We start from the raw sequence: 23,993 nt of genomic DNA on the forward strand, positions 1-23,993 counted from the left end.
CTCATTATCTGCCACTTTCGAATTTAATCGCCAAGAGGGATTGCTGCGGGATTGGTGGCGATTGGCGCTAGGGTGAATCTTCTTCCGCGCTGCCCCGCCGCCATATAAAACCCGGCCCATGTTCACGCCCGGCACCGTGCTGTTGCACAACAATCTCGATCCCCAAGGCCAAAGTTTTCTCTTTGCCGATCCCAAAGAGGTGCTCGTCGCCTATGACGCGGCCACGGCGCATGATGCCCTTGCGCGCCTGGAAGAGGCCCGCGGCAAAGGCCTATGGGCCGCGGGCTACTTTGCCTACGAGCTCGGATTTTTGTTCGAAGAGCGCCTCGCAAAACATCTGCCGGAGCGCACCGAAACGCCGCTTCTCTGGTTTGGCCTCTACGACAGCCCACGGGATTTTGCTGGTCTCCCGGACACAGAGAACGGAACTGCTGAGGATCTCACGCCGCAAACATCCTTAGCCGACTATGCATCCGCCTTCGACCGCGTAAAAAGCTACATCGCGGCCGGCGATACCTATCAGGTCAATCTCACCTTCAAGGCCGATTTTACGCTAAGCGGCTCACCCCTTGGCCTTTACGGGCGCCTCGCCCAATCCCAAAAAACCGCCTATGGCGCCTATATCCATGCGGGTGATCATCACGTCCTTTCCCGCTCGCCTGAGCTTTTTGTATCGGGCACTGGCGACGTACTTTCCGCCCGACCGATGAAGGGCACCATGCCTCGTGCGCCCCTGGCCTCTCAGGACGCAGCGGACCGTACCGCCCTCGCCTGCGACGAAAAGAACCGCGCCGAAAACCTGATGATCGTCGACCTCCTCCGCAACGATCTCGGCCGCATATCCGAAATCGGCTCTGTCGAGGTGACGGACCTCTTTACGGTCGAAACCTATTCCACCCTCCACACCATGACCTCGGGCATCACCGCCAAGCGGCGCCGAGGCGTCACCATGCTGGATGTCATAAAAAACCTCTTCCCCTGTGGCTCGATCACCGGCGCCCCAAAACTGCGCGCCATGGAAATCATCCACGAAGTCGAGAGCAGCCCCCGCGACCTCTACACTGGCTCTATCGGCTACATGGCCCCGAACGGCACCTTCGCCTTCAACGTCGCCATCCGCACGGCCATCATCGACGCCAAGGGCAATGGCACCATCGGCATCGGCGGCGGCATCGTCGCGGATAGCGAAGCGCAGTCCGAATACAACGAGGCCCTCTTAAAATTGCGCTTCCTCAGCGATCCCGCCCCACCGGTCACCCTGATCGAAACTATCAAATGGTCGCCAGCCGAAGGCTTTGTCCTCCTGGGCCGCCACATCGCCCGTTTCCTCTCTTCCGCTGCCTACTTTGGCCTCCCCGCCGATGGCGCCGCAGCCACCACGCGTCTTCTGGCCGAAAGCCAAGCCTGGACCGCCCCCATGCGCGTCCGCCTCACCCTTTCTGAAACCGGCATCGAGATAACGGCGGTTCCCCTGCCGCCAAACCCCGAAAAATTCCGCTTTCTCATTGCGGCAGAACCCCTCGATTCGCGCTCTGTTTGGCTCGCTCACAAAACCACCAACCGCGCCTTTTACGACCAGCCCCGCATCAAAGCGCATGACGAACACGGCGTCGACGAAGTCCTCTTCCTCAACGAGCGCTGCGAGCTGACCGAAGGCTCGATCACCAACCTTTTCATCCAGCGCGGCGAAAAGCTCCTCACTCCCGCCCTGTCATCCGGCCTCCTCCCCGGCACCCTCCGCGCCGAACTGATCGAGACCGGCCGCGCCGAAGAAGCCATTCTCACCCTTGCCGATTTGCAGTCTGCCGATGCAATCTTCCTCGGCAATTCCGTGCGCGGCCTGATCCCCGCCGAACTTTATGAACCGGAGCCGTCATGACGATCACCATCACCCCCGAAGACGTCCTCGTCGTCGTCGACGTGCAATATGATTTCCTGCCGGGCGGCAATCTCGCCGTCGCCGGCGGCGATGAAATCGTGCCTCTGATCAATGCGCTGGCCAAAAAGTTCACCAATGTCGTCCTCACTCAGGATTGGCACTCGGCCGATCACATTTCCTTTGCCAGCCAGCACAACGGCAAGGCGCCCTTCGACACCGTCGATCTCGACTATGGTACGCAAGTCCTCTGGCCCGACCATTGCGTCTGGGCGACCCACGGCGCCGAACTCTCCGCCGATCTCGATATCCCCCACGCGCAGCTGATCATCCGCAAGGGCTACAATCGCGCCATCGATTCCTATTCCGGCTTCCAGGAAGCCGACCGCGAAACCCCCACGGGCCTCGCCGGCTATCTCAACGAACGCGACACCGGCCGCCTCTTCGTCGTCGGCCTCGCCACCGATTTCTGCGTCGCCTGGACCGCCCTCGATGGGGCAGCGGGTGGTTTTGATGTGACCGTCATAGAGGATGCAACGCGGGCCATCGATTCCAATGGTTCGCTGGAAAAGGCTTGGGAGGATTTGAAAGAGGCCGGCGTCGACCGCATCATGAGCAGAGAAATTTTGGGCTAGCCTCAGCATCCCCCTCACCGACTCGGCTTTGCCGAGCCACCTCTCCCCGAGGGGGAGAGGAATAAGAGGCACCTCGCCTTAGCAGGCGCCGGCCCATTCTTCTCCCTCTCGGGGAGAAGGTGGCGCAACGCGCCGGATGAGGGGGATCTCCCCACAAAGCAAAAAGGGCCCGGTGTCACCACCGAGCCCAAAAACCCAAAAACTAAACGTTCTTATCGACACCCTCAGGCGCTGCGGCCCCAGTAGCCCCGCCGCCCTTGGCTACGCCCACCATGGCCGGACGCAGCACGCGCTCGCCGATGGCAAAACCCTCCTGCACCACCTGCACAACCGTACCCTCAGGCACGCTCGGATTCGGCACTTCGAACATGGCCTGATGCTTGTTCGGATCGAACTTCTGGCCCGCCGCCTCGATTGCCTTGACGCCATGCTTTCCGAGCAGCCGCTGCATCTCGCGCTCGGCCAGCTCCAACCCTTCAATGAGGCTCTTCAGCGTGCCTTCCGCCGTCTCGCGCGTTTCCTGCGGGATCACCAGCAGCGCGCGGCTCAGCGCGTCGGTCGCGCTCAGCATGTCGCGGGCAAAGCCGGCAATCGCGTAGGAGCGGGTGTCAGCCACATCGCGCTCGGTGCGCTTGCGCAGATTTTCCATCTCGGCCGCAGAGCGCAGCACGCGATCCTTCAATTCGGCATTTTCCGCCAGCAGAGCCTCGACGGGATCGACCTCTGGGGTTTCGGTTGCCGGAATTTCGGTCTCCGGCGTGTCGCCCTGGGCGGCGTTCTCGTCGCTCATAATATCTCCGTGGACCTGTTTATAATTTTCTGCCCCGCATATCGGCCAATGCGACGGCTTTTTCAATAGCGCAACGCTTCTCTACCGCTTCCGCGCCATCAGCCTGGTGAGCACATTCGCCGTATAATCCACCACCGGCACGATCCGCGCATAGTTGAGCCGCGTCGGCCCAATCACCCCCAAAACACCAACAACCTTATCATTGGCATCCTTATAGGGCGAAAGAATCACCGAAGACCCCGAGAGCGAAAACAGCTTGTTTTCCGACCCGATGAAAATGCGGACCCCCTGCGCCTTTTCCGCGTCGCCCAAAAGCTCCAGCAAGCCATCCTTACTTTCGAGCTCATCGAACAGCCGCCGCATGCGTTCGAGTTCATCGCTCGCCATGGCATCATTGAGCAAGTTGGCACGCCCGCGCACGATCACCCGCGGCGCCGAGGCGGGAGAATCCTGCACCAGCGTCGCAATCCCATCGTCGACGAGCTTTTGTGTCAGCTCATCGAGCTCGGCGCGCTGCTCGCTCCGCCGCTCGTCGAGCGCCTTGCGCGCCTCCGCCAGCGTCCGTCCGACAACATAGTTGGCTAAATAATTGCTCGCCTGCTGCAGCGCCGAAGCCGTAAATCCCGGCGGCAGGTCAAGGATGCGGTTTTCCACCTGCCCATCGTCGCCGACCAGCACAGCCATGGCCCGTGAATTATCGAGCCGCACGAATTCCACATGCCGCAGCACCATATCGGCCTTGGTAGCGATCACGAGGCCCGCGCCCTGGCTCAGCCCCGACAGCAGTGAACTGGCTTCGGTGAGCAGATCATCGACCTGCCGCCGCCCTGCTGGTCCCTCGATATGCTGGGCGATGCTGCGTTTTTCGCTCTCGTTGACGGCGCCGACTTCAAGCATGGAATCAACGAAGAATCGCAAGCCCTGCTGCGTCGGCTGCCGCCCTGCCGAAGTATGCGGCGCTGCGATCAGGCCAAGGTCTTCGAGATCCGCCATCACATTGCGCACCGAGGCGGGAGAGAGCTCCGTTTGCAGCAAGCGCGAGAGATCGCGCGACCCGACCGGCAAGCCGGTATCGAGATAACGCTCCACCAACCGGCGGAAAATGTCCTGGCTCCGATCGTTCAAAACATTGAGAAAATCGTCGGACGGGCGGACCATGGGCTCTTTTAGTTCAAATCGTCGCTTTAACCTTGCCCTTCATTTAAGCGCATAGGAGCCAACCGCCAAGCGTCCGGTGCTTGTTCCGGGCCTTAAGGAGGGTTAAGAGGCGGTAAACAGCAGAAGAGATGCCTATCCATGCGGCCATCCGGACGCGCCCCCGATCAGATGCGGGCTGTCACTATCGAGCGTAACGTATCCCTCAAGGCTGAAGGTTCGTGCCTCGTTGCCTTCGGCAATACTAAGGTTCTGGTCACGGCTTCCGTCGAAACGAGCCTCCCCGGCTGGCTGCGCGGCAAGGGCCAGGGCTGGGTCACCGCCGAATACGGCATGCTGCCCCGCGCCACCGGCACACGCACGCGTCGCGAAGCCACCGCCGGTAAGCAAACCGGCCGCACGCAGGAAATTCAGCGCCTCATCGGCCGCTCGCTCCGCGCCGTCGTCGATCTAACCGCCTTGGGCGAATCCCAGATCACGCTTGATTGCGATGTGCTCGAAGCCGATGGCGGCACCCGCACCGCCTCGATCACCGGCGCCTATATCGCCTTGGCCGATGCCATTAAATGGCTCGAAGAGCGCAAGCTCACCAAAGGCGTGGTTCTGAAAGATTCCGTCGCCGCCGTGTCCTGCGGCATCTATCGCGGCACCCCGCTTCTCGATCTCGATTATCTCGAAGACGTCGAAGCCGAAACCGACGCCAATTTCGTCATGACTGGCTCGGGCAAATTCGTCGAAATCCAGGGCACCGCCGAAGGTGCCCCCTTCGACCGCGCCGAACTCGACGCGCTCACGACCCTTGCCGACAAGGGCATTTCTGAACTCTCCGAACTGCAGAAGGCGGCGCTTTCCGCATGATTTTTTCGCTCTTTAGAAAGTCCCCCTCATCCGGCCCTTCGGGCCACCTTCTCCCCGAGGGGGAGAAGAACAGATCGGCATCCGCCTCTTATTCCTCTCCCTCTCGGGGAGAGGTGGCCCGGCAAAGCCGGGTCGGTGAGGGGGCTTTCGAGGCCGGAAACTGCGCCATCTGGAACGACATTCAACGCGCCCTGGAGTCCAAATGACCATTCCAAAACTCCGCCGCGGCGATCGTCTCGTGCTTGCCACGCACAATGCCGGCAAGCTGAAAGAATTCCAGGAGCTTTTTGCGCCCTTCGGTCTCGAACTGATTTCCGCCGGTGAACTCGGTCTGCCTGAGCCCGAAGAAACCGGCACCACCTTTGCCGAAAACGCCCGCACCAAGGCTCATGATTCGGCCAAGGGCGCCAATATGCTCGCCCTTTCCGACGATAGCGGCCTCTGCGTCGATGCGCTTGATGGCCAGCCCGGCGTCTACACCGCCGATTGGGCCGGCGTGCCGCGCGATTTCAATTTCGCCATGCAGCGCGTCGAAACCGAATTGCAGCAAAAGGGCGCGACGACGCCCGGGCAGCGCACCGCGTCCTTCAATGCCACGCTCTGTCTCGCCCATCCCGATGGCCGCGACATGATCTTTGTCGGCCGCTGCGATGGCACCTTGGTCTGGCCGCCTCGCGGCACGATCGGCCATGGCTACGACCCCATGTTCCAGCCCGAAGGTTTTGATATCACCTTTGGCGAAATGGCCGCCGAAGCCAAACACTCCTGGGCTCCCGGCGAAAAAGGCCTCAGCCACCGCGCCCGCGCCTTCGCTCAATTCGTGGAGAACCAGATTGAGCAGAGCTAACCGCTCTCCCGCCCAATCTTTCCCTACGCTCCGGGCTTCCCTCGGGCTTGACCCGAGGGCCATTCACCGCATCCCCCTGGGTGCAACCCTTGCCTCGATAGACCCTCGGGTCAGGCCCGAGGGAAGCGCAGAGTTTTTGGCGAGCCCACAGCACGCGAGTCGATCAGCATGAGCAATCCCAACGACCTGTTCGGCGTCTATGTCCACTGGCCCTTCTGCGCCTCAAAATGCCCCTATTGCGATTTCAATTCGCACGTCCATCGCGGGCCGTTCGATGAAGACGCCTATGTCGAAGGCTACAAGAAAGAGATCGCCCATATGGCGAGCCTTTCCCCCGGCCGTCTCGTCCAGTCGATTTTCTTCGGCGGTGGCACCCCATCGCTGATGTCGCCAAAGGCCGTGGGCAGCATTCTCGATACCATCGCCGCCCATTGGCAGGTCGATAGCAATGCCGAGATCACCCTCGAAGCCAACCCGACTTCGGTCGAGGTCGACCGCTTTCGCGGGTTTAGAACGGCCGGCATCAATCGCGTTTCGCTCGGCGTCCAGTCGCTGCGCCCTGGGCCGCTGGCCGAATTGGGCCGCCGGCACACCGTCGAAGAAGCCGTCGCTGCCGTACGCATCGCGCAATCGGTATTCGAGCGTTCCAGCTTTGACCTGATCTATGCCCGCCCCAAGCAGACGCTTGAAGATTGGGAAGACGAGCTGAAAGAAGCCATCTGGCTCGCCAAGGGCCACTTGAGCCTTTACCAGCTCACCATCGAGCAGGGCACGCGCTACTTCGATCTCTTCAATGCCGGCAAGCTGCAGATGCCCAGCGAAGATCTCGGCGCCGACTTTTATGAGCTGACTCAGGAATTGACGGCTGCCGCTGGCATGCCGGCCTACGAAATTTCCAATCACGCCGTACCCGGCCAGGAATCGCGCCACAACATGCTCTATTGGCGTTATGGCGAATATGCCGGCATCGGCCCTGGCGCCCATGGCCGCCTGCTGCTCAACCACCAGCGCCACGCCACCGCCGCCGAAAAAATGCCCTTCGACTGGCTCAAACTCGTCAACGAGTTCGGCCACGGCATGACCACCGACGATGTCCTCACCTGGGAAGAGCAGGGCGACGAATACCTCGTCATGGGCCTCCGTCTCAAGGAAGGCATCTCGCCCACCCGCTTCATGTCGATCTCCGGCCGCACCATCGCCGAAAAACAGATCGAAGCGCTCAAGGGCTATGGGTTTGTGGAAACCCTCCCCAACGGCAATATCCGCGTGACCGAAAAAGGTTTTCCGGTGCTCGATGCCGTAGTCGCGGATTTGGCCGCGTAAAAAGGCCCCCTCACCCGCCGGCTTTGCCGTCGACCTCTCCCCCGTAGGGAGAGGTGGGAGTTGCCTAAGTCACGGAGCGACACCTCTCCCTTTGGGGGAGAGGTCGGCCAAAGGCCGGGTGAGGGGCCTTTCCCAGGCATCCTAAAACTTCGCCCCATCCACGGTCGTCGCCCCACCGCCCCCAATCTTCTTCACCACCAGCGCATATTCCGCCCGCCCATTGGCCAAGAACCGGAATTGCCCATCCCGCCCATTGAACCCGGATGCGCTTGTAAGAAGCCCCGGATTATAGGGCGGCGTCGCCATAGAGAGCGTGTTCACATTGGCAAGGATCGTCGCCGTATAAACAATGGTCGCCATTGGATGCGGCCGTGTCCCAAACCGGTTCTGATACTCGCCTGATATCGCCGTAAATCCCGCTTCGTCGACCGCCGGATAAATCGCTCCCACCAATCCCGGCGTCGCAAGAATAGTCGGGTCGCCTGCCCAATCCGCCGAGCCAACGATCTGCACCGCATCCCCCGTCACACCGGCGCTCGCGAGCGCTGTCGCAAAGGCCGGTGCGCTCGTCCGTTCAGGCAAAAACAGCGTGTCGATCATGCCACGATCGATCTGCTGCTTGGCCTGCGCCACGATCTGCGCGGCCTCGCTCGCTGCGGAAAAGGTATAAACCGCGGGCGCATTGAATCCCGCCGCAACCGCCTGCTGCCGAAACGCGGTGGCGAGTGCTTCGCCGTAAGGCGTCGCAGGGAACGCGCCCGCGATGCCGCGCCTGCCCTGCGCCATGACATAGGTAAGGCCGCGCTTCATCTCGGCGTCAGGCAGCACGGAGAGAAGATAAACCCCTTGCCCCGCCAGCGCCGGATTGTTGGCAAAGCCGATTAGCGGAACACCCGCCGACCGCGCGACACCGCCCGCTGCCGCCACCTGATCGCCCTTGAGTGGCCCAAGGATCAGTTTCGCTCCACCCTGCACCGCCGCATTGGCCGCCGCCGCCGCCCCCGCCGCGCTGTCGCCCGTATCGCGCAAGGTGATCTTCGTATTCTCGGCAATGTTGGGATTGGCTTCAATGAACGCCATGGCCAGTTTGGACGCATTGGCCAGCGACTTACCAAGTTCGGCCAGCGACGGGTCACCCGAGAGCGGCAAGAGCAGCGCAACCCTGACCGGACCGCGCCCAAAACTCTCGCCGCCCGACTGCGGCATCTGCTGGTTGGGCCCCGGTATGCTCGGCGCCGTTGCGACATTGGAGGGCGGATTGCCCCAGCCGATCGTTCGCGACCCGATCTGAAACGTCCCCGGCGAACAGGATGTCAAAAGCGCGCCGAGCGCAAAAGCCAGCGCGCCGCGACCCCAATTGCCCCAATCGTAACGCCAACGCATGAATGATGCTCGAAACGCTCCCCAAGTGTTAACAAACTCGCCCCATTTCGTTAAGCAAGTCTCAACCCCGGGGAGCCGCGAGCATAATGGATCGACCAGCCGAATATTTCATTGCCGGCAATGCCTTCGCCGCCCCGCCGCTCGCCCCCGGCCTCTATGTCGTCTCGACCCCCATCGGCAATCTCCGCGACATCACCATCCGCGCTTTGGAAACCCTCGCGGCCGCTGATCTGGTCCTTTGCGAAGACACCCGCACCTCGGCAAAACTCCTCGATCACTACGGCATTCGCGGAAAACGCCAGGCATTACATGAACATAACGAGCGTGCTCGCGCCGAGGAAATCGTCTCACGCATCGCCGGCGGTCAGGCCATCGCGCTGATTTCCGATGCCGGCACCCCCCTCCTGTCCGACCCCGGCTTTCCCCTCATCCGCGCCTTGGCCGAAGCCAATCTCCCCGTCTTTCCCATCCCTGGTGCCTCCGCCCTTTTGTCCTCACTCGTCGTCGCCGGCCTCCCCACCGACGCCTTCGCCTTCCACGGCTTCCTGCCGCCCAAAGCGGGCGCCCGCGCTAACGCCTTGAAAAGCTATGTGGATTCACGTGAAACACTGGTTTTCTACGAAAGCCCCCGCCGCCTCGACGATGCCCTCGCCGCCATGGCCGAAGTCTTCGGCGACCGCCAAGCTTCCGTCAGCCTCGAACTAACAAAACGTTTCGAGCGCACCTTTCGCGGGACGCTTGCCGAGCTGGCCGAAAAGTTCGCTGGCGAAGAAACCAAAGGCGAAGCCGTCATCGTCGTCGCAGGCGCTGCCGAACCCAGCGCGCCTGCTGCAGAGGACTGGCAAGCAGACCTCTTGGCCGCCATGGCCGACCAGCCCATGCGCTCGGCCGTTGATGAAATCGCTGCCCGCTATGGGCTCAAACGCAAGGAGGTTTACGATGCCGCCCTCGCGCTTAAGGCCCAGCAATAAAAGGCAAATCGCCGAACGCGATGGCCAGCGCGGCGAAGCTCTAGCCGCGCTTTTCCTGCAACTAAAACTCTACCGCATCCGTCACCGCCGCTACAAAACTCCGGTCGGAGAAATCGATCTGGTCGTCGAGCGCCGTGGCACCATCGCATTCGTCGAGGTGAAAACCCGCGCGAACCATACTCTGGAAGCTGACGCGTTAGAGGCGGTGAACACATCGCGCATCGTCCGCGCCGCTGAGCATTGGCTTTCGCGCCACCCCCGCGAGGCTGAAAAGACCTACCGCTTCGATGTAATTTTCCTTGCGAACGGCCGCTGGCCGCGCCATCTCATCAACGCGTTCGATGCTGACGGTTGACCACGGTTCTTGTGTGGTCCCGCAAATCAAAGAGATAAAAATGCTCAAAGTCGCCGTCCAGATGGACCACGTCTCCACCATCAATCCACGCGGCGATTCCACCTTCGCCATGATGCTTGAGGCCCAGGCCCGCGGCCATGAATTGCTGCATTATACGGCTGACACCCTGTCGCTTCGCGACAACGTCGTCACCGCTCTCGTCCAGCCGATCACGGTGACCGACGCCGAAAAGGGCCAGCATTTTACCCTCGGCGAAGCCAAGCGCTTGGATCTCGCAACTCAGGACGTGATCCTGATGCGCCAGGATCCGCCCTTCAACATGAACTATATCACCATCAGCCACATCCTTGAGCGGCTGCACCCCAAGACGCTGGTGGTCAATCCGCCCGCCGCGGTGCGCAATGCGCCGGAAAAAATCCTGGTGACGGATTTCCCCGAACTGATGCCGCCAACGCTGGTGACGCGCGATCGCGCCGAAATCCACGCCTTCCGCAAGGAGCATGGCAACATCATCGTCAAGCCGCTCTACGGCAATGGCGGCGCCGGCGTCTTCTTCCTCCAGGAAGGCGACCATAACTTGGCGTCCCTCATCGAACTGTTCGAGATCAACTATCCCGAACCCTTCATGATCCAGAAGTACCTGCCCGACGTCCGCAAGGGCGACAAGCGCATCATCATCATCGACGGCGAGCCCGTCGCCGGTCTCAACCGCATTCCTGCCGATGGCGAAGCTCGTTCCAACATGCATGTCGGCGGCCGCCCCGAACTGTCGCCCCTGACCGAGCGCGAAAAAGAAATCTGCGCCGCCATCGCCCCTGCGCTCAAAGAGCGCGACATGATCTTTGTCGGCATCGACGTCATCGGCGACTACCTCACCGAAATCAACGTCACCTCCCCCACCGGCATCCGCGAAATCAAACGTTTTGGTGGGCCGGACATCGCTGTGATGATCTGGGACGCGATCGAAAAGCGGCGCATGGTGTAAGGGCCAACAACCATTCCTCTTTAGTGTCGTCTGCGATCAGGAGGTCACGATGAAAACCATCATTCTGACTGCGCAGGCGGCAAAAGAACTGGATGCGCTGCCTTTGTTCGCGCGCGAGCAGATTTCCCACGGGCTTGATCTTTACGCCATGACAGGCAGAGGTGATATTAAGGCTCTGCAGGGTCAATCGGGCTTTCGCCTTCGAATTGGCCGGTACCGTGTGCTTTTCGACGAAGACCGCCTGACAATTTTGGCGGTCCAGATCGGCAAGCGAGAAACGACCACCTATCGATAGGAGGCTCTGATGGGTGTCCAGATTATTACTACGCCCACTGGCGAGGAAATGGTGGTCATGTCTCGGGCAGAGTATGAAGCACTTCTGGCTGATCGTGACGATGCTTTTGAAGATGGGGCCGACGCAGCAGCTTTTGCTGCCGCGCGCGCCGCTCTCCGGTCGGAAGATATCCTTCCCGCTTCAGTCAGCGCCGAAATTCTTGCCGGAGAGAGCCGTCTCTGCGCATTCCGAAAATGGCGTGGCTTAGACGTCACTGATCTTGCGGTTGCTACTGGAATTGACGGCATGGTCCTCACTCAAATCGAAGCCGGCGATCGCCTGTTTTCTCGAGATGAGGCCGCACGTATTGCCGAGGCACTTGACCTGCCCATGAGTTGGCTCGCCGCCTAGCCCTCTTGGCCTCCCCCGCCAAATCCCCTAGTGCTAAGGTTTGGGGTTTGCGGGGCGATCCATGGATACTTCGGCTTTTCTCGTCGCCTTTGCGACGCTGTTCGCGACTGTCGGCGTTGCCGATATTGCCTTCATCTTCGCCGCGCTGACGAAGGACAATACGCCCGCGCAACGCCGCACCTTTGCGACCCGTGGCGTCGTCATCGCGCTGTTGATCCTGTTGTTCTTCGCCTTCCTCGGCAATCTGATCCTTGATGTCTTCGGCATCACCATTCCGGCGCTTCGCACCGCGGGCGGCGTCCTCCTACTCCTCATCGCCATCGACATGGTTTTCGCGCGCCATTCGGGCGGCACAGGCACGACCGACGAGGAAGAGGTTGAAGCCCGTCAGGCCCACGATATTTCGGTGTTCCCGCTCGCCATGCCGCTTCTGGCCGGCCCCGGCGCTATCAGCGCCGTCATTCTGCTGACGACTGGCGCCGAATCTCAGGCCGAATTCTGGCTCGTCATCGCCGCAATCATCGTCATCCTGGCGCTGGCCTGGCTCACCCTGCTCGTCGCTATTCCAATCCAGCGCCTCCTGGGACTCACCGGTCTTTCCGTGGTCTCCCGCGTCGTCGGCATCCTGCTTGCGGCTCTCGCTGTGCAGTTCGTCTTCGACGGCATCAAGGCTTCGGGCCTCCTCGGCGCCGTTACTTGACGAATTGGCAACGGCCGGTCGGCGCCAGTGCCGAGATGGCGCGCGGATCGCAACCTGTGGACAGGAACATCAACCAGTCATTGGTCGAGCCGTAAAAGACGTTCCGGTCGACCTCGCCCTTGACCCCAGGCACGACTCCCGTCTGGGTATATTGCCAAAAAGTCCAGGTTCGGTTTTCGTAGCGCTCATGCGGCTCGGCAGCGGTCGAGCGCAGCCAAAACGTGTTCGGAAAATATTCGCCGGCGAGGATATCGCGGTGGAAGTTCATGTCGGTATAGATGATCGGCAGCTTGCCGGTATGGCGCTCCATCACATCGAGCATGAGCCGGATTTTTTCGAGCGCATCGGCCTTGCTCGGCTTTACCGTGCAGCTTGAATGATTGTTCCATTCGAGGTCGAGCACGGGTGGCAGGGCGCTTGGATCGGCCGGCACGTTCTGCACGAACCAATTGGCCTGCTCCGAAGCCAGCGAACACCAGGTCATGAAGTGATATGCGCCGCGCGGCATGCCGGCATTGCGCGCCCGCTCCCAATTGGTGCGGAAATTGGGATCGACATAGTCCTTCCCTTCCGTCGCCTTCATGAAGACGAAGTGGGTGCCGCCCGCGCGTGCCCGGTCGAAATCGATATTTTCCTGATAGCGCGCGACGTCGATGCCCTGCACCGGCATGCCGCGGGCGCGATCGACACCGGCATGGGGCCGATTATCTCCCGGAATGGCGCCATAAAGCCCGCCGCCGGTCGCGCAAGCTGCCAATGCTGCTACTGTCAGGCCCATCACAGCGTGGCGCAACAGAGCGGAAACAGAGGCGGGCAAACGAAAGGCGCGGGCCATCAACACACTCGACTTAGAAAGACAATCAGAGCCTTTGATTCAACATGTCGGGGTTAATGGACGTTTAGGGTAACCAATGTGGCAGTGAACATGGTTAACGAGCCATCTTCTGTTCGCTCTCCGTTCTTGACTGACGCGGTTCTTCTGTTAGCGTTGCTTGAGGTGGGGGCCTTGTTCATGGTTACGCGTGTTGCCACAGTCGCCTTTAACGGCATCGAGGCGGTGCCGGTCGATGTTCAGGTGCAAATCGCGCCCGGTCTTTCCAAGTTTCTGATGGTTGGCCTGCCCGATAAGGCAGTCAAGGAATCGAGCGAGCGCGTTCGCGCCGCGCTTGTCGCCTCTGGCCTCGGCCTGCCGCCCAAACGCATCACGGTCAATCTCGCCCCGGCCGATCTGCCCAAGGAAGGCAGCCACTATGATCTCCCCATCGCTCTGGGCCTGATGGCTGCCATCGGCGCTATCCCGCAGGATGCGCTCGATCGCTATCTGGTGCTTGGTGAACTGGGGCTTGATGGCCGTCTGGCCCATGTGGGCGGCGTTCTTCCTGCCGCCATTGCCGCCACGGCCCGCGGATTGGGCATCATCTGCCCAACGGCATCTGGCCCCGAGGCAGCCTGGGCCAATGACGACATCGATATTGTCGCGGCTGATAGTCTTCTCTCCCTTGCCAATCATCTCGTCGGCCGGCAATTGCAGGCCCGGCCGCGTCCGGTGCAGCGCCTGATCGATGCTGGCACAATGCCCGACCTGGCCGATGTCCGGGGTCAGGCCGTGGCGCGCCGGGCGCTCGAAGTTGCGGCCGCTGGCGGTCATAATCTTCTTCTTGTTGGTCCGCCCGGCGCCGGCAAATCTATGCTGGCGGCGCGATTGCCATCGATCCTGCCGCCGCTTGAGCCGCGCGAATTGCTCGATATCTCGATGATCCAGTCGATCGCTGGCGAACTGGCGGGTGGCGCCCTGTCCGATCGGCGTCCGTTCCGCGCCCCGCATCATTCGGCTTCGATGGCCGCGCTGGTTGGCGGTGGCCTAAAAGTGCGGCCGGGTGAAGCGAGCCTTGCCCACAACGGCGTCCTGTTTCTCGATGAGCTGCCCGAATTCGCGCCCAGTGTCCTCGATAGTCTCCGCCAACCGCTCGAAAGCGGTGAAATGGTCATTGCCCGTGCCAATGCCCGCGTCACTTACCCGAGCCGCTTCCAGCTCATCGCCGCCATGAACCCCTGCAAATGCGGCATGGCCGGCACACCCGGCCACACCTGCAAGCGCGGCGACGCCTGCGCCGCCGATTATCAGTCGCGCATTTCCGGGCCATTTCTTGATCGCATCGACATCCGCATCGACGTTCCAGCCGTCTCCGCGACGGATATGATCGGCTCTGCTCCCACCGCTGAGCCGTCGTCTGTCGTTGCCCAGCGCGTAGCCATGGCTCGCGTGCGTCAGCGCGAGCGCTACAAAGCGGTCGGCGCGCCAGAGGTGTTGACCAATGCGGCCGCCAGTTCAACGCTGATCGAAAAACTCGTCGAGCCCGACCGCGATAGTCAAACGCTGCTGCTCATGGCGGCTGAGCGCTACAATCTTTCCGCGCGCGCCTATCATCGCGTTCTCAAGGTTGCCCGCACTTTGGCCGACCTGGCCAATTCCGAAAAAGTCGCGCGTCCGCACATCGCGGAAGCCTTAAGCTATCGTCTCAATTTCGGTGCTGCGTGAGCAATCTTCGCGGTGAACTGGTTCACTGGAATGATGCGCGTGGCTTTGGCTTCATCGCGGGCGATGATGGCCAGCGCTACTTCGTCCATATTTCATCCATCATGCGGATCGCAACACGCCCGCGCGTCGGCGACGTGGTCTATTTCGCTGCGAAGAAGGGCGAGAAACAACAGCTTGAGGCACGCTCCGTCACCATTGCAGGTGCCAATCCGGTTACGCCGCAAGCGCGCCGGAGCCAAATCAGGCGCGAGCTCGATTGGCAGCTTATCCTTGCGCTGAGTCTGCTGGGCCTCTTGGCCTATCTCATCTGGCATGACCCACTTGCCGGCTTCCTGCTCCTGCCCTACGCCGCCGGCGGCGTGCTGACATTTTTCGTTTATTGGCTGGATAAGCGCGCGGCGGAAGCGCAAGCCTGGCGGGTCAGCGAAGCCACTTTGCATGGTCTCGATCTTGCCTTTGGCATCATTGGCGGCCTCCTGGGCCAGGCAATTTTCCGGCACAAGACGCGCAAAACGCGCTTTATGTTTGCGACACTCATGATCGGTTTCGTCCATCTTGCGCTGCTCGCTGGACTTGCCCTTGGCGAAATCAAACTCGAAGCACTACCCGCGACGCTTCATGCTGTATTGATGGGTCAGTGATTCACGTGAAGCAGAGTTTGAGGAGATTTTTATGCGCCATCGCATTTCGGCCGGCGTTCTGGCCATGCGCGACGACAAAATTCTCCTCGTTCGTCACTATCGCGCTGGCAAGCATGATTTCTGGGCTGGCCCCGGGGGCGGCGTCGAAGGCAGCGAAGAACTCTGGCAAGCCGCAGAACGCGAGGCTTTCGAAGAAACCGGCCTCCGCGTCATGGCGCAAAATCTTGCTTATATCGACGAGTTGGTCGATGGCTGGGGCCGGGTGGTGAAATTCTGGTTTCTCGCGCGCTTCATTTCCGGTGAGATCGATATCACCGCCAATCCCGCCTTGGGCGAGAGCATTAGCGAAGCCGGTTGGTTCGGGCAGCATGACCTCCCCAAGGGCCATGTCTTTCCGGAAATGCTCCGCGATCGTTTCTGGACCGACCGTACAACAGGCTTTCCCACGCCGATAAAACTTCCGCTGCGCCAGTCTATTTTCTAGCTCGCAGCGACTTGCCTTTACGGCTGCCGTGTTTCACGTGAATCCAAAGCGTTACGTGTCGTCATTGCGGCGATCATTTACCCAGCTGTCGCGCCATTCGCGTTCGAGCACGGAGCGGCGCTTGCCATAGCGCTCATCGGTCACGACCAGATTGACGATGCGGTCCGTGCGAAAATTGCGGAAATTCTGCCGCAATAGACACCAGGCGGCGATGGTCTGTTTGCCCTCGTAAAAGGCGAGACCCACCGGCCAAAGCGTGCGCGACGTCGCCCGCCCCTGCTCGTCCTGATAGTCGATGGTCACCGCCCGCTCCTGTCGCATGGCGAGGCGAATCTCTCCGAGCACGGGAATAGGCTTGCGCCCGCCCCATTGCGCCATCGGCCAAAGCGCAGTGTCGCTGATCCGATCGCGCAGATCTTCCGGCGATGCGGTGGCGATCTTGGCGAGCGCATTTTGCGCCGCGGCGCTCAAGCCATCATCGGGCTGCGTCCCGACCCAACGCGCGCCCAGCACCAGCGCCTCGAGCTCTTCGGCCGAAAACATCAGCGGCGGCAGAAAAAAGCCGGGTTTGAGCATGTAGCCAATTCCCGCCTCGCCATCGATTGGCGCTCCGAGCCCGATCAGCGTCTGGATATCGCGATAAAGCGTGCGAACGGAAACGCCCTGTTCCTCGGCCAAAGCCGCTGCGGTCACCGGCCGCCGATGCCGCCGCAGCGCATCCATGATGGCAAAAAGTCGCTCGGTCTTGTCCATGACGCCCTCGTGAACAGAGATAGAACGGGATGGCAGATTCTGGCGCAGAAATCCACTAGCGGCAAAAGAAAAGGCCGCCCCATGGCGGCCTCCTCAGGTCCGGTCAACGCTGCAAACAGCCCAGAAATCAAGCGATCTCGATATCGCACCAATGGCTATAGGGCCGCTCGGGTGAGTGGAAGACATTGGGGAAATGCGGATTATGCACGGCATCGGCAAAGCACTGATCTTCAAGGCAGAAGCCGGCATGCTTCTGATAGGTTTTGCCGCCAAGCCCGGGCACCGGAATACCGGTCCAAACGCCATTATAGACCTGCACGCCCGGGCGATCCGACCAGATTTTGAGGGTAAGATCCTTGTCCGGCGATACCACAGTCGCGATGGGGTCGGCATGCTTGCGACCCGTATCGAGCACAAGGCCCATGTCATAATCGACCGGCGCGCCATTGGCATCGCGCATGGTGCGCGGCTGGCGCAGATCATAGATCGTGCCCTTGGATGGCAGGATCGCGCCGGTCGGCGCGAGATCGTCGCCCAGCTCGGTATAAGCACTCGAATTGATCTGGATGGTATGGTCGAGCACCGTGTCGGCCGTGCCAAGATTGAAATATTGGTGCTGCACGAGGCTGATCGGGGTGGCGCGATCGGTCGTCGCCGCGAGCTCCAGATGAAGGGTATTACCGCGGAGGCTATAGGTCGCCGAGAAATTGACATTGCCGGGATAACCCATGGCGCCATCAGGCGAAAAATGGGTGAAGCGCACGGCATTGTTGGCATTGTCGACTTGGCCGGTCCACACCTGCCGGCCAAGGCCCTCGGCCCCGCCGTGAAGCTGCAATTCACCGGCATTGGGCGGCAGCTTGTAGGTGACCCCGTCGATCTCAAAGCTCGCGCCCTTGATGCGGTTGGCGACGCGACCGGCCAAGGCACCAAAATGCGGGCTGTGCTCGACATAATGCTCGAGCGTTTCAAACCCCAGGACGACGCCGCGCTCACCACCGGCGACAGGGACGCGCCAATCGCGCACGGCCACGCCATAGCCGATAATCTCGACAGTCACACCGGTATCGCTGACCAGCTTGAACTGGTCGACGCGCTGGCCCTGATGTTCGCCGAATGTCGAAACGTCGATGCCCATGGCATATCCCCTCAAAGTCTTTTGGCGCGGAGGTTTAGCCTTTTCGGTTCCTTGCGGCAACGCCGCACTTGACCTTTTCGGCCGCCCCGCGAACTGTGGTCCCTAAAGCAAAATCAAGAATGCGGGGACAATGTGAACGAGGAGGCGACGCGGCGCAGAGCAACGGTTCATGACGTCGCCAAGGCCGCGGGCGTGTCGCTTGCAACGGTCGATCGCGTCCTCAATGGCCGCTCCGGCGTGCGCGCCGCCACAGCCGAAAAGGTCGAAGAGGCCATCGTCCGCCTCGGCTTTTCCCGCGATCTCAATGCCTCGCTCATGGCGCGCGCCCGGGATTTGAAGGTCGTTTTCTTCATCCCAGATGGCTCCAACGAATTCATGGATAGCCTCGCCGAGGCCGTCGCGCGCCGCAGCATGCCGGCCCTTTCCGATCGCATGCACCTCAGCACTCGCCGCATCCGCGCCCTCGATGCAGGCTCGCTCGCTGCAGGCCTCGATGCGCTCGACCCTAGGGATTGCGACTGCGCCGTCATCGTCACCAGCGAAGAGCCCGAAATTCTCGCCGCCGTCGATTCCGCCACCCGCCGCGGCATCGCGGTCATGACGCTGGTCTCCGATCTCCCCGGCTCCGCCAGAAAACACTTTATCGGCGTCGACAACGTCGCCGCGGGCCGCACTGCTGCCTCCCTTCTCGGCCGCTTCCTGCCCCAAGGCGGTAAGGTCGCCGTCATTGCCGGTTCGCTCCACCTCCGCGACCATCTTGATCGGCTTGACGGCTTTCGCGAGGTTTTGGCCCGCGATTTTCCCGCCCTCCACCTCGTCGGCCCGCTGGAAGGCCATGATGAACGCGTTGAAACCCAAGCTTTGGTGGCTAAGCTTCTCTCCGACTATCCTGATCTCTCTGGCATCTACAATCTAGGTGCCGGCAATATGGGCTTGGTTGCCGCCCTGGAGGCTGTCGGTAATAAAATATCCCCCCGTGTCATCGCGCATGAACTCAGCGCTCCCACACGTGCGGGCCTGATGTCCGGCGCCATCGACGTAGTCCTCGACCAAAACCCCGACGGGGAAATTCGCGAAGCCATCACCGCCGCGCGTGCGCTGGCTTTGGGGGCTGGCCGTCATATCGCCACAGACCCCATTGAAATTGGCATTTTCCTGCGCGACAATCTGCGTTAGGACACCGCCATCCAAAAGCGGGCGGGAGGACGATCCGTTGATTTGCGAACTCAGAATTGAGGTACGTGCCTCATGACTTTTCTTGGTATTGATATAGGCACGTCCGGTGTGAAGGCCTTGCTGATTGACGGCAATGGCAAATCGCTCGGCGAAGCCTCGGCTTCCGCCGTCGAGCCCGTGCGCCCCCATCCCGCCTGGTCCGAGCAAAACCCGACCGATTGGTGGACCGCGACACTCGCCGCCATCGACAAGCTCAAACTCTCGCACCCAAGCGAACTCGCCGCCGTCACCGGCATCGGCCTTTCGGGCCACATGCATGGCGCGACACTTCTCGGCAAAAACGACGAAATTTTGCGTCCCGCCATTCTCTGGAACGATGGCCGCTCGGCCGCCGAATGCCTCGAGATGGAAGCAGCGCTCCCAAGCCTTCGCCAGCTCGCCGGCAATATCGCCATGCCCGGCTTCACGGCGCCAAAAATCGCCTGGGTCCGCAAGCATGAGCCGGCCATATTCGACAAACTCGAAAAAGTCCTGCTGCCAAAAGCCTATGTTCGCCTTTTGCTGACCGGCGAATATGTCGAGGACATGTCCGATGCCGCCGGGACGCTCTGGCTCGACGTCCAGAAGCGCGACTGGTCTGACGATCTATTGGCCGTGACCGGCCTCACCCGCTCCCACATGCCGCGTCTCGTTGAAGGCTCAGCCCCCTCCGCGCAGCTCAAATCCGACCTTGCCGCCCGCTGGGGCATGTCCGGGGCCGTCATCGTCGCTGGTGGCGCAGGCGACAACGCTGCCGCCGCCTGCGGTATCGGCGCCATTCGTCCCGGCGAAGGCTTTGTCTCGCTCGGCACTTCCGGCGTGCTTTTCGTCTCCAACGAAAAGTTCAGCCCCAATACCGAAGGCGCCGTTCATGCCTTCTGCCACGCCATCCCAGACACCTGGCACCAGATGGGCGTCATCCTTTCGGCCACCGATTCGCTGAATTGGCTGAGCCGCATCACCGGAAAGAAGCAGGCTGAACTCGCCGGAGAAGCCGAAACCCAGTTCACTGGCCCGGGCGAAGCGATCTTCCTGCCCTATCTCTCAGGTGAGCGCACGCCGCACAACAATGCCGGTGCCCGCGGCTCTTTCACCGGCCTTTCCCAGTCGACCGACACCGCCCAGATGGCCCAGGCCGTCATGGAAGGCGTCACCTTCGCCATGCGCGATTGCCAGCGTGTGCTGGCTGATGCCGGCACGAAAATCGACCGCCTGCTGGCCGTCGGCGGTGGTTCCAAGTCGGCGCTGTGGCTCAAAATGCTTGCCACCAATCTCGACATGGAAATCGCCCTCCCCGAGGATGGCGATTTTGGCGGCGCGCTCGGCGCTGCCCGCCTCGGCCTTTGTGCCGCAACCGGCGCCAACCCCGCCGACGTCATGACCATGCCGCCGATCAAGACCACCATTGCGCCCGACAAAAACCTGTCGGCCGCCTATTCCGATCAATATGCGCGCTATCGCGCACTCTACCCCGCCATCGAGGAGGCACGTTCGTGAGTGATTTTTTCAAGGGCCTGAGCCAGGTCAAGTTTGAAGGCCCGCAGAGCAAAAACGCTCTGGCCTATCGCCACTACAACAAGGACGAAGTGATCGCCGGCAAGCGGATGGAAGACCATATCCGCCCAGCCATCGCCTACTGGCACACCTTTGCGCAGGAAGGCGGCGACCCATTCGGCGGCCGCACTTTCGATCGCCCGTGGTTTGACAAGGGCCTTGAAGGCGCCAAGCTCAAGGCTGAAGTCGCCTTCGAGTTCTTCAATCTGATCGACGTGCCCTTCTTCGCCTTCCACGATGTGGACGTATCGCCTGAAGGCGCGACTCTCGACGAATCGAACAAAAATCTCCGCGTCATCGGCGACATCATTGCCCAGAAGATGCAGGAAACAGGCAAGAAGCTCCTTTGGGGTACGGCCAACCTCTTCTCCAACCGCCGCTATATGGCGGGTGCCGCGACCAATCCCGATCCGGCTGTCTTCGCCTATGCCGCCGGCCAGGTGAAAACCGTGCTCGAGCTGACCCACGAATTGGGCGGCGAAAACTACGTGCTCTGGGGCGGCCGCGAAGGCTACGAAACGCTTCTCAACACCAAGATCGGCCAGGAACAGGACCAGATGGCCCGCTTCCTGACGCTGGTGATCGAGCACGCCGACAAGATTGGCTTTAAGGGTCAGATCCTGATCGAACCCAAGCCGCAGGAACCGTCCAAGCACCAGTACGACTACGACGTCGCGACCGTGTACGGCTTCTTGCAGAAGTACGGCCTCGAAAAGAAGGTGAAGTGCAATATCGAGGTCGGCCACGCCTTCCTCGCGGGTCACTCCTTTGAGCACGAGCTCGCCGTCGCTTCCTCGCTCGGCATGCTCGGCTCGGTCGATGCTAACCGCAACGACCTGCAGTCCGGCTGGGACACCGACCATTTCCCCAACGTTCCCGGCGAAATGGCGCTAGCCTTCTACTACATCCTCAAGCAGGGCGGTCTCGGCAAGGGCGGCTTCAATTTTGACGCCAAGGTCCGCCGCCAATCGCTCGATCCGGCCGATCTGCTGCACGGCCACATCCTCGGCCTCGATACCCTGGCCCGCGGCCTCAAGGGCGCCGTTGCGCTCATCGAAGACGGTGAGTTCGACAAGTTGCTCGACGACCGTTATGCCGATTGGAAGTCCGGCATCGGCCAGGAAATCCTCGGTGGCAAGCTGAGCCTCGCGGATATCGCGGCCAAGGTTCAGGCCGAAGGCATCAATCCGCAGCCGAAGTCCGGTCGCCAGGAATATCTCGAAAACCTGGTCAACCGGTTCGTTTGAGACAAGCGCTGAGCCCCTCCCCTCTCCCCTTGTGGGAGAGGGTGCCCAAAGGGCGGGTGAGGGGTTTCTTTCCAATATCGCAGACCCCTCATCCGGCGCTGCGCGCCACCTTCTCCCACAAGAGTAGAAGGGTAGCGGTGGCGGGCGAGGAGCCACCATGCCGCAAATCACCAATCCGATCCTCCCCGGCTTCAACCCGGACCCCTCCATTCTCCGCGTTGGCGACGATTACTACATCGCGACCTCGACCTTCGAATGGTTCCCGGGCGTGCAGATCCATCACTCCAAGGATCTCGCCAATTGGGAGCTCGTCACCCGCCCGCTGACCCGTAAAACCCAGCTCGACATGCGCGGTGATCCCGATAGCTGCGGCGTCTGGGCGCCGTGTCTCACGCATGACGGCGAAAAATTCTGGCTCGTCTATACCGACGTCAAAAGGAAGGACGGCTCGTTCAAGGACGCCCACAATTACATCGTGTGGGCTGACAAGATCGAAGGCCCGTGGTCCGACCCGATCTACACCAATTCCTCGGGCTTCGACCCCTCGCTCTTCCATGATGACGACGGCAAAAAATACTTCGTCAACATGACCTGGGACCACCGCGTTCGCCCGCTTTTGTTCTCGGGCATCGTCATCCAGGAATTCGATCCGGTCGCCGAAAAGCTCGTCGGCCCGATCACTAATATCTACAAGGGCACGGACCTCAAACTGGTAGAAGGCCCGCATATCTATAAGCGCAACGGTTGGTATTATCTGCTCACCGCCGAAGGCGGCACGGCCTATGACCATGCCTGCACCTTTGCCCGTTCGCGCACCCTGACGGGCGAATACGAAACCCATCCCGACAAGCACATCCTGACCTCGAAGGATGCCCCGCTCGCTGCCATCCAGCGCGCCGGTCATGGCGATCTGGTCGAGACCCCGGACGGCAAAACCTATCTTGTCCATCTCGGCGGCCGCCCGACCACCCAGGAACGCCGCTGCGTTCTCGGCCGTGAAACCTCGATCCAGGAAGCCTATTGGGGCGACGACGACTGGCTCTACGTCAAGAACGGCCCGGTGCCGTCCCTCCATGTCGACGTCCCCGGCACGCGCGACGAAGAAAAATATTGGGCCGAGCAGCGCTACACGTTCGAAAACGGCCTTCACAAGGATTTCCAGTGGCTCCGCACGCCCGAGACCGAGCGGATTTTCTCGACGGAAAACGGCAAGCTGCGTTTGTTCGGCCGTGAATCTATCGGCTCCTGGTTCGAACAGGCCCTCGTCGCGCGCCGCCAGACGCATTTTTCTTATGATGCCGAAACCGTGGTCGATTTCCACGCCACCGACGAACGCACCATGGCGGGCCTTACCGCCTACTATTCGCGCTACAATTTCTTCTATCTCGCCGTCACCGCTCACGCCGATGGCCAGCGCGAACTCCTGCTCATGTCTTCGGAGATGAGCTGGCCTGATGGCAAACTGCGCTTCCCCGCCGATCCTGTGCACATTCCCAATGAGGGCAAGGTCAGGCTCGCCCTCACTATTCGAGGCAAAAAACTGCAGTTCTTCTACGCCCTCGAAGGCCAGAACCTACAGCCCATTGGCCCCGTCTTCGACGCCTCGATCCTCTCGGACGAATGCGGTGGGCACCAGGCCCATGGCAGCTTTACCGGCGCCTTCGTCGGCGTCGCCGCCCACGATCTCAACGGCACGGCGAGCCCCGCCGATTTCGACTATTTTGTCTACCGGCCCCAACACGATCCCTCCGATCGCTATGAGGTCGATGGCTTGGTCGGCAAGGCGCAGTAAGTTTTCCAGCCGTAATCCTGGGTCGGGGGCCGTGGTCCCCGCCCCACCCAAACATTTCCAAAAATTC

The 23,993-nt window shown here is 61.2% G+C and carries 24 protein-coding genes; 18 read left to right on the top strand and 6 right to left on the bottom strand.

What is annotated here, in order from left to right; all coding sequences use genetic code 11:
- The first annotated feature begins 118 nt into the window (after nucleotides 1-118).
- The gene (locus ASG47_RS09670) at nucleotides 119-1,879 is read left to right on the top strand and encodes an aminodeoxychorismate synthase component I (RefSeq protein WP_061908514.1); all 1,761 of its coding nucleotides are present in this window, start codon (nucleotides 119-121) and stop codon (nucleotides 1,877-1,879) included.
- On the top strand, nucleotides 1,876-2,511 hold the full coding sequence (locus tag ASG47_RS09675) for a nicotinamidase (protein WP_061908515.1): 636 nt from the start codon (nucleotides 1,876-1,878) through the stop codon (nucleotides 2,509-2,511). Before ASG47_RS09670 ends, ASG47_RS09675 begins: the two co-directional genes overlap by 4 nt.
- A 202-nt stretch (nucleotides 2,512-2,713) precedes the next feature.
- Here the strand turns inward: ASG47_RS09675 and grpE are convergent, their stop codons facing one another.
- Nucleotides 2,714-3,301: a nucleotide exchange factor GrpE gene (gene grpE, locus ASG47_RS09680; RefSeq protein ID WP_061908516.1), complete on the bottom strand. Its 588-nt coding sequence runs from the start codon at nucleotides 3,299-3,301 to the stop codon at nucleotides 2,714-2,716.
- An 81-nt stretch (nucleotides 3,302-3,382) separates the two neighbouring features.
- Nucleotides 3,383-4,459 carry a heat-inducible transcriptional repressor HrcA gene (hrcA, locus tag ASG47_RS09685; RefSeq protein WP_061908517.1) on the bottom strand — a complete coding sequence of 359 codons (1,077 nt, stop codon included), beginning with the start codon at nucleotides 4,457-4,459 and terminating at the stop codon, nucleotides 3,383-3,385.
- 138 nt (nucleotides 4,460-4,597) lie between these two features.
- On the opposite strand from hrcA, the gene rph reads away from it, so the two are divergent.
- The 3 genes from rph (at nucleotide 4,598) to hemW (ending at nucleotide 7,484) form a co-directional block, all read left to right on the top strand.
- Nucleotides 4,598-5,314: a ribonuclease PH gene (gene rph, locus ASG47_RS09690; RefSeq protein ID WP_061908518.1), complete on the top strand. Its 717-nt coding sequence runs from the start codon at nucleotides 4,598-4,600 to the stop codon at nucleotides 5,312-5,314.
- A gap of 202 nt (nucleotides 5,315-5,516) precedes the next feature.
- Nucleotides 5,517-6,161 carry a non-canonical purine NTP pyrophosphatase gene (locus ASG47_RS09695; protein ID WP_061908519.1) on the top strand — a complete coding sequence of 215 codons (645 nt, stop codon included), beginning with the start codon at nucleotides 5,517-5,519 and terminating at the stop codon, nucleotides 6,159-6,161.
- 168 nt (nucleotides 6,162-6,329) lie between these two features.
- Nucleotides 6,330-7,484: a radical SAM family heme chaperone HemW gene (gene hemW / locus ASG47_RS09700; RefSeq protein ID WP_061908520.1), complete on the top strand. Its 1,155-nt coding sequence runs from the start codon at nucleotides 6,330-6,332 to the stop codon at nucleotides 7,482-7,484.
- Between the two features lie 141 nt (nucleotides 7,485-7,625).
- On the opposite strand, the gene ASG47_RS09705 is transcribed toward hemW, so the two are convergent.
- Complete coding sequence (locus ASG47_RS09705) at nucleotides 7,626-8,867, bottom strand: penicillin-binding protein activator (protein WP_061908521.1); 1,242 nt, start codon at nucleotides 8,865-8,867, stop codon at nucleotides 7,626-7,628.
- Between the two features lie 86 nt (nucleotides 8,868-8,953).
- On the opposite strand from ASG47_RS09705, the gene rsmI reads away from it, so the two are divergent.
- The 6 genes from rsmI (at nucleotide 8,954) to ASG47_RS09735 (ending at nucleotide 12,563) form a co-directional block, all read left to right on the top strand.
- Entirely contained in the window at nucleotides 8,954-9,838 is an 885-nt protein-coding gene (rsmI, locus tag ASG47_RS09710) for a 16S rRNA (cytidine(1402)-2'-O)-methyltransferase (protein ID WP_061908522.1), read from the top strand.
- Nucleotides 9,807-10,193: a YraN family protein gene (locus ASG47_RS09715; protein WP_061908523.1), complete on the top strand. Its 387-nt coding sequence runs from the start codon at nucleotides 9,807-9,809 to the stop codon at nucleotides 10,191-10,193. Before rsmI ends, ASG47_RS09715 begins: the two co-directional genes overlap by 32 nt.
- 40 nt (nucleotides 10,194-10,233) lie before the next feature.
- On the top strand, nucleotides 10,234-11,178 hold the full coding sequence (gshB, locus tag ASG47_RS09720; protein WP_061908524.1) for a glutathione synthase: 945 nt from the start codon (nucleotides 10,234-10,236) through the stop codon (nucleotides 11,176-11,178).
- Nucleotides 11,179-11,227: 49 nt separating this feature from the next.
- Complete coding sequence (locus ASG47_RS09725; RefSeq protein ID WP_061908525.1) at nucleotides 11,228-11,473, top strand: type II toxin-antitoxin system RelE family toxin; 246 nt, start codon at nucleotides 11,228-11,230, stop codon at nucleotides 11,471-11,473.
- 9 nt (nucleotides 11,474-11,482) lie between these two features.
- Nucleotides 11,483-11,863: a helix-turn-helix domain-containing protein gene (locus ASG47_RS09730; protein ID WP_061908526.1), complete on the top strand. Its 381-nt coding sequence runs from the start codon at nucleotides 11,483-11,485 to the stop codon at nucleotides 11,861-11,863.
- Between the two features lie 61 nt (nucleotides 11,864-11,924).
- Complete coding sequence (locus ASG47_RS09735; protein WP_061908527.1) at nucleotides 11,925-12,563, top strand: MarC family protein; 639 nt, start codon at nucleotides 11,925-11,927, stop codon at nucleotides 12,561-12,563.
- Here ASG47_RS09735 and ASG47_RS09740 read toward each other — a convergent pair.
- On the bottom strand, nucleotides 12,556-13,398 hold the full coding sequence (locus ASG47_RS09740) for a GH25 family lysozyme (RefSeq protein ID WP_061908528.1): 843 nt from the start codon (nucleotides 13,396-13,398) through the stop codon (nucleotides 12,556-12,558). The genes ASG47_RS09735 and ASG47_RS09740 overlap by 8 nt on opposite strands.
- Before the next feature lie 177 nt (nucleotides 13,399-13,575).
- Here ASG47_RS09740 and ASG47_RS09745 point away from each other — a divergent pair, with 177 nt between their 5' ends.
- Genes ASG47_RS09745 through ASG47_RS09755 form a run of 3 tightly spaced genes read left to right on the top strand, consistent with a single transcriptional unit; the run spans nucleotide 13,576 to nucleotide 16,227 of the window.
- The gene (locus ASG47_RS09745; RefSeq protein ID WP_061908899.1) at nucleotides 13,576-15,102 is read left to right on the top strand and encodes a YifB family Mg chelatase-like AAA ATPase; all 1,527 of its coding nucleotides are present in this window, start codon (nucleotides 13,576-13,578) and stop codon (nucleotides 15,100-15,102) included.
- Complete coding sequence (locus ASG47_RS09750) at nucleotides 15,099-15,743, top strand: DUF1294 domain-containing protein (RefSeq protein ID WP_061908529.1); 645 nt, start codon at nucleotides 15,099-15,101, stop codon at nucleotides 15,741-15,743. Before ASG47_RS09745 ends, ASG47_RS09750 begins: the two co-directional genes overlap by 4 nt.
- A 31-nt stretch (nucleotides 15,744-15,774) precedes the next feature.
- Nucleotides 15,775-16,227: an NUDIX domain-containing protein gene (locus ASG47_RS09755; protein ID WP_061908530.1), complete on the top strand. Its 453-nt coding sequence runs from the start codon at nucleotides 15,775-15,777 to the stop codon at nucleotides 16,225-16,227.
- Nucleotides 16,228-16,278: 51 nt separating this feature from the next.
- On the opposite strand, the gene ASG47_RS09760 is transcribed toward ASG47_RS09755, so the two are convergent.
- Nucleotides 16,279-16,980, bottom strand: coding sequence for a helix-turn-helix transcriptional regulator (locus tag ASG47_RS09760; RefSeq protein WP_061908531.1), 702 nt, complete (start codon nucleotides 16,978-16,980; stop codon nucleotides 16,279-16,281).
- Between the two features lie 127 nt (nucleotides 16,981-17,107).
- Nucleotides 17,108-18,118 carry an aldose epimerase family protein gene (locus ASG47_RS09765; RefSeq protein WP_061908532.1) on the bottom strand — a complete coding sequence of 337 codons (1,011 nt, stop codon included), beginning with the start codon at nucleotides 18,116-18,118 and terminating at the stop codon, nucleotides 17,108-17,110.
- 132 nt (nucleotides 18,119-18,250) lie between these two features.
- Here ASG47_RS09765 and ASG47_RS09770 point away from each other — a divergent pair, with 132 nt between their 5' ends.
- The 4 genes from ASG47_RS09770 to ASG47_RS09785 all read left to right on the top strand — a co-directional run bounded on the left by ASG47_RS09770 (nucleotide 18,251) and on the right by ASG47_RS09785 (nucleotide 23,926).
- Nucleotides 18,251-19,294: a LacI family DNA-binding transcriptional regulator gene (locus ASG47_RS09770; protein ID WP_061908533.1), complete on the top strand. Its 1,044-nt coding sequence runs from the start codon at nucleotides 18,251-18,253 to the stop codon at nucleotides 19,292-19,294.
- A gap of 72 nt (nucleotides 19,295-19,366) precedes the next feature.
- Complete coding sequence (gene xylB, locus ASG47_RS09775; RefSeq protein WP_061908534.1) at nucleotides 19,367-20,830, top strand: xylulokinase; 1,464 nt, start codon at nucleotides 19,367-19,369, stop codon at nucleotides 20,828-20,830.
- Nucleotides 20,827-22,134 carry a xylose isomerase gene (gene xylA, locus ASG47_RS09780; protein ID WP_061908535.1) on the top strand — a complete coding sequence of 436 codons (1,308 nt, stop codon included), beginning with the start codon at nucleotides 20,827-20,829 and terminating at the stop codon, nucleotides 22,132-22,134. Before xylB ends, xylA begins: the two co-directional genes overlap by 4 nt.
- A gap of 157 nt (nucleotides 22,135-22,291) precedes the next feature.
- Nucleotides 22,292-23,926 carry a glycoside hydrolase family 43 protein gene (locus ASG47_RS09785; RefSeq protein ID WP_061908536.1) on the top strand — a complete coding sequence of 545 codons (1,635 nt, stop codon included), beginning with the start codon at nucleotides 22,292-22,294 and terminating at the stop codon, nucleotides 23,924-23,926.
- Nucleotides 23,927-23,993: the final 67 nt, after the last annotated feature.

This window comes from Devosia sp. Leaf420, from assembly GCF_001425445.1.
Classification (GTDB): Bacteria; Pseudomonadota; Alphaproteobacteria; order Rhizobiales; family Devosiaceae; genus Devosia.

Excerpts from the sequence above, each read along its gene's own strand:
- ASG47_RS09670 (WP_061908514.1), top strand. The coding sequence starts at position 119 with ATGTTCACGCCCGGCACCGTGCTGTTGCACAACAATCTCGATCCCCAA.
- ASG47_RS09675 (WP_061908515.1), top strand. The coding sequence starts at position 1,876 with ATGACGATCACCATCACCCCCGAAGACGTCCTCGTCGTCGTCGACGTG.
- grpE (WP_061908516.1), bottom strand. The coding sequence starts at position 3,301 with ATGAGCGACGAGAACGCCGCCCAGGGCGACACGCCGGAGACCGAAATT.
- hrcA (WP_061908517.1), bottom strand. The coding sequence starts at position 4,459 with ATGGTCCGCCCGTCCGACGATTTTCTCAATGTTTTGAACGATCGGAGC.
- rph (WP_061908518.1), top strand. The coding sequence starts at position 4,598 with ATGCGGCCATCCGGACGCGCCCCCGATCAGATGCGGGCTGTCACTATC.
- ASG47_RS09695 (WP_061908519.1), top strand. The coding sequence starts at position 5,517 with ATGACCATTCCAAAACTCCGCCGCGGCGATCGTCTCGTGCTTGCCACG.
- hemW (WP_061908520.1), top strand. The coding sequence starts at position 6,330 with ATGAGCAATCCCAACGACCTGTTCGGCGTCTATGTCCACTGGCCCTTC.
- ASG47_RS09705 (WP_061908521.1), bottom strand. The coding sequence starts at position 8,867 with ATGCGTTGGCGTTACGATTGGGGCAATTGGGGTCGCGGCGCGCTGGCT.
- rsmI (WP_061908522.1), top strand. The coding sequence starts at position 8,954 with ATGGATCGACCAGCCGAATATTTCATTGCCGGCAATGCCTTCGCCGCC.
- ASG47_RS09715 (WP_061908523.1), top strand. The coding sequence starts at position 9,807 with ATGCCGCCCTCGCGCTTAAGGCCCAGCAATAAAAGGCAAATCGCCGAA.
- gshB (WP_061908524.1), top strand. The coding sequence starts at position 10,234 with ATGCTCAAAGTCGCCGTCCAGATGGACCACGTCTCCACCATCAATCCA.
- ASG47_RS09725 (WP_061908525.1), top strand. The coding sequence starts at position 11,228 with ATGAAAACCATCATTCTGACTGCGCAGGCGGCAAAAGAACTGGATGCG.
- ASG47_RS09730 (WP_061908526.1), top strand. The coding sequence starts at position 11,483 with ATGGGTGTCCAGATTATTACTACGCCCACTGGCGAGGAAATGGTGGTC.
- ASG47_RS09735 (WP_061908527.1), top strand. The coding sequence starts at position 11,925 with ATGGATACTTCGGCTTTTCTCGTCGCCTTTGCGACGCTGTTCGCGACT.
- ASG47_RS09740 (WP_061908528.1), bottom strand. The coding sequence starts at position 13,398 with ATGGCCCGCGCCTTTCGTTTGCCCGCCTCTGTTTCCGCTCTGTTGCGC.
- ASG47_RS09745 (WP_061908899.1), top strand. The coding sequence starts at position 13,576 with ATGGTTACGCGTGTTGCCACAGTCGCCTTTAACGGCATCGAGGCGGTG.
- ASG47_RS09755 (WP_061908530.1), top strand. The coding sequence starts at position 15,775 with ATGCGCCATCGCATTTCGGCCGGCGTTCTGGCCATGCGCGACGACAAA.
- ASG47_RS09760 (WP_061908531.1), bottom strand. The coding sequence starts at position 16,980 with ATGGACAAGACCGAGCGACTTTTTGCCATCATGGATGCGCTGCGGCGG.
- ASG47_RS09765 (WP_061908532.1), bottom strand. The coding sequence starts at position 18,118 with ATGGGCATCGACGTTTCGACATTCGGCGAACATCAGGGCCAGCGCGTC.
- xylB (WP_061908534.1), top strand. The coding sequence starts at position 19,367 with ATGACTTTTCTTGGTATTGATATAGGCACGTCCGGTGTGAAGGCCTTG.
- ASG47_RS09785 (WP_061908536.1), top strand. The coding sequence starts at position 22,292 with ATGCCGCAAATCACCAATCCGATCCTCCCCGGCTTCAACCCGGACCCC.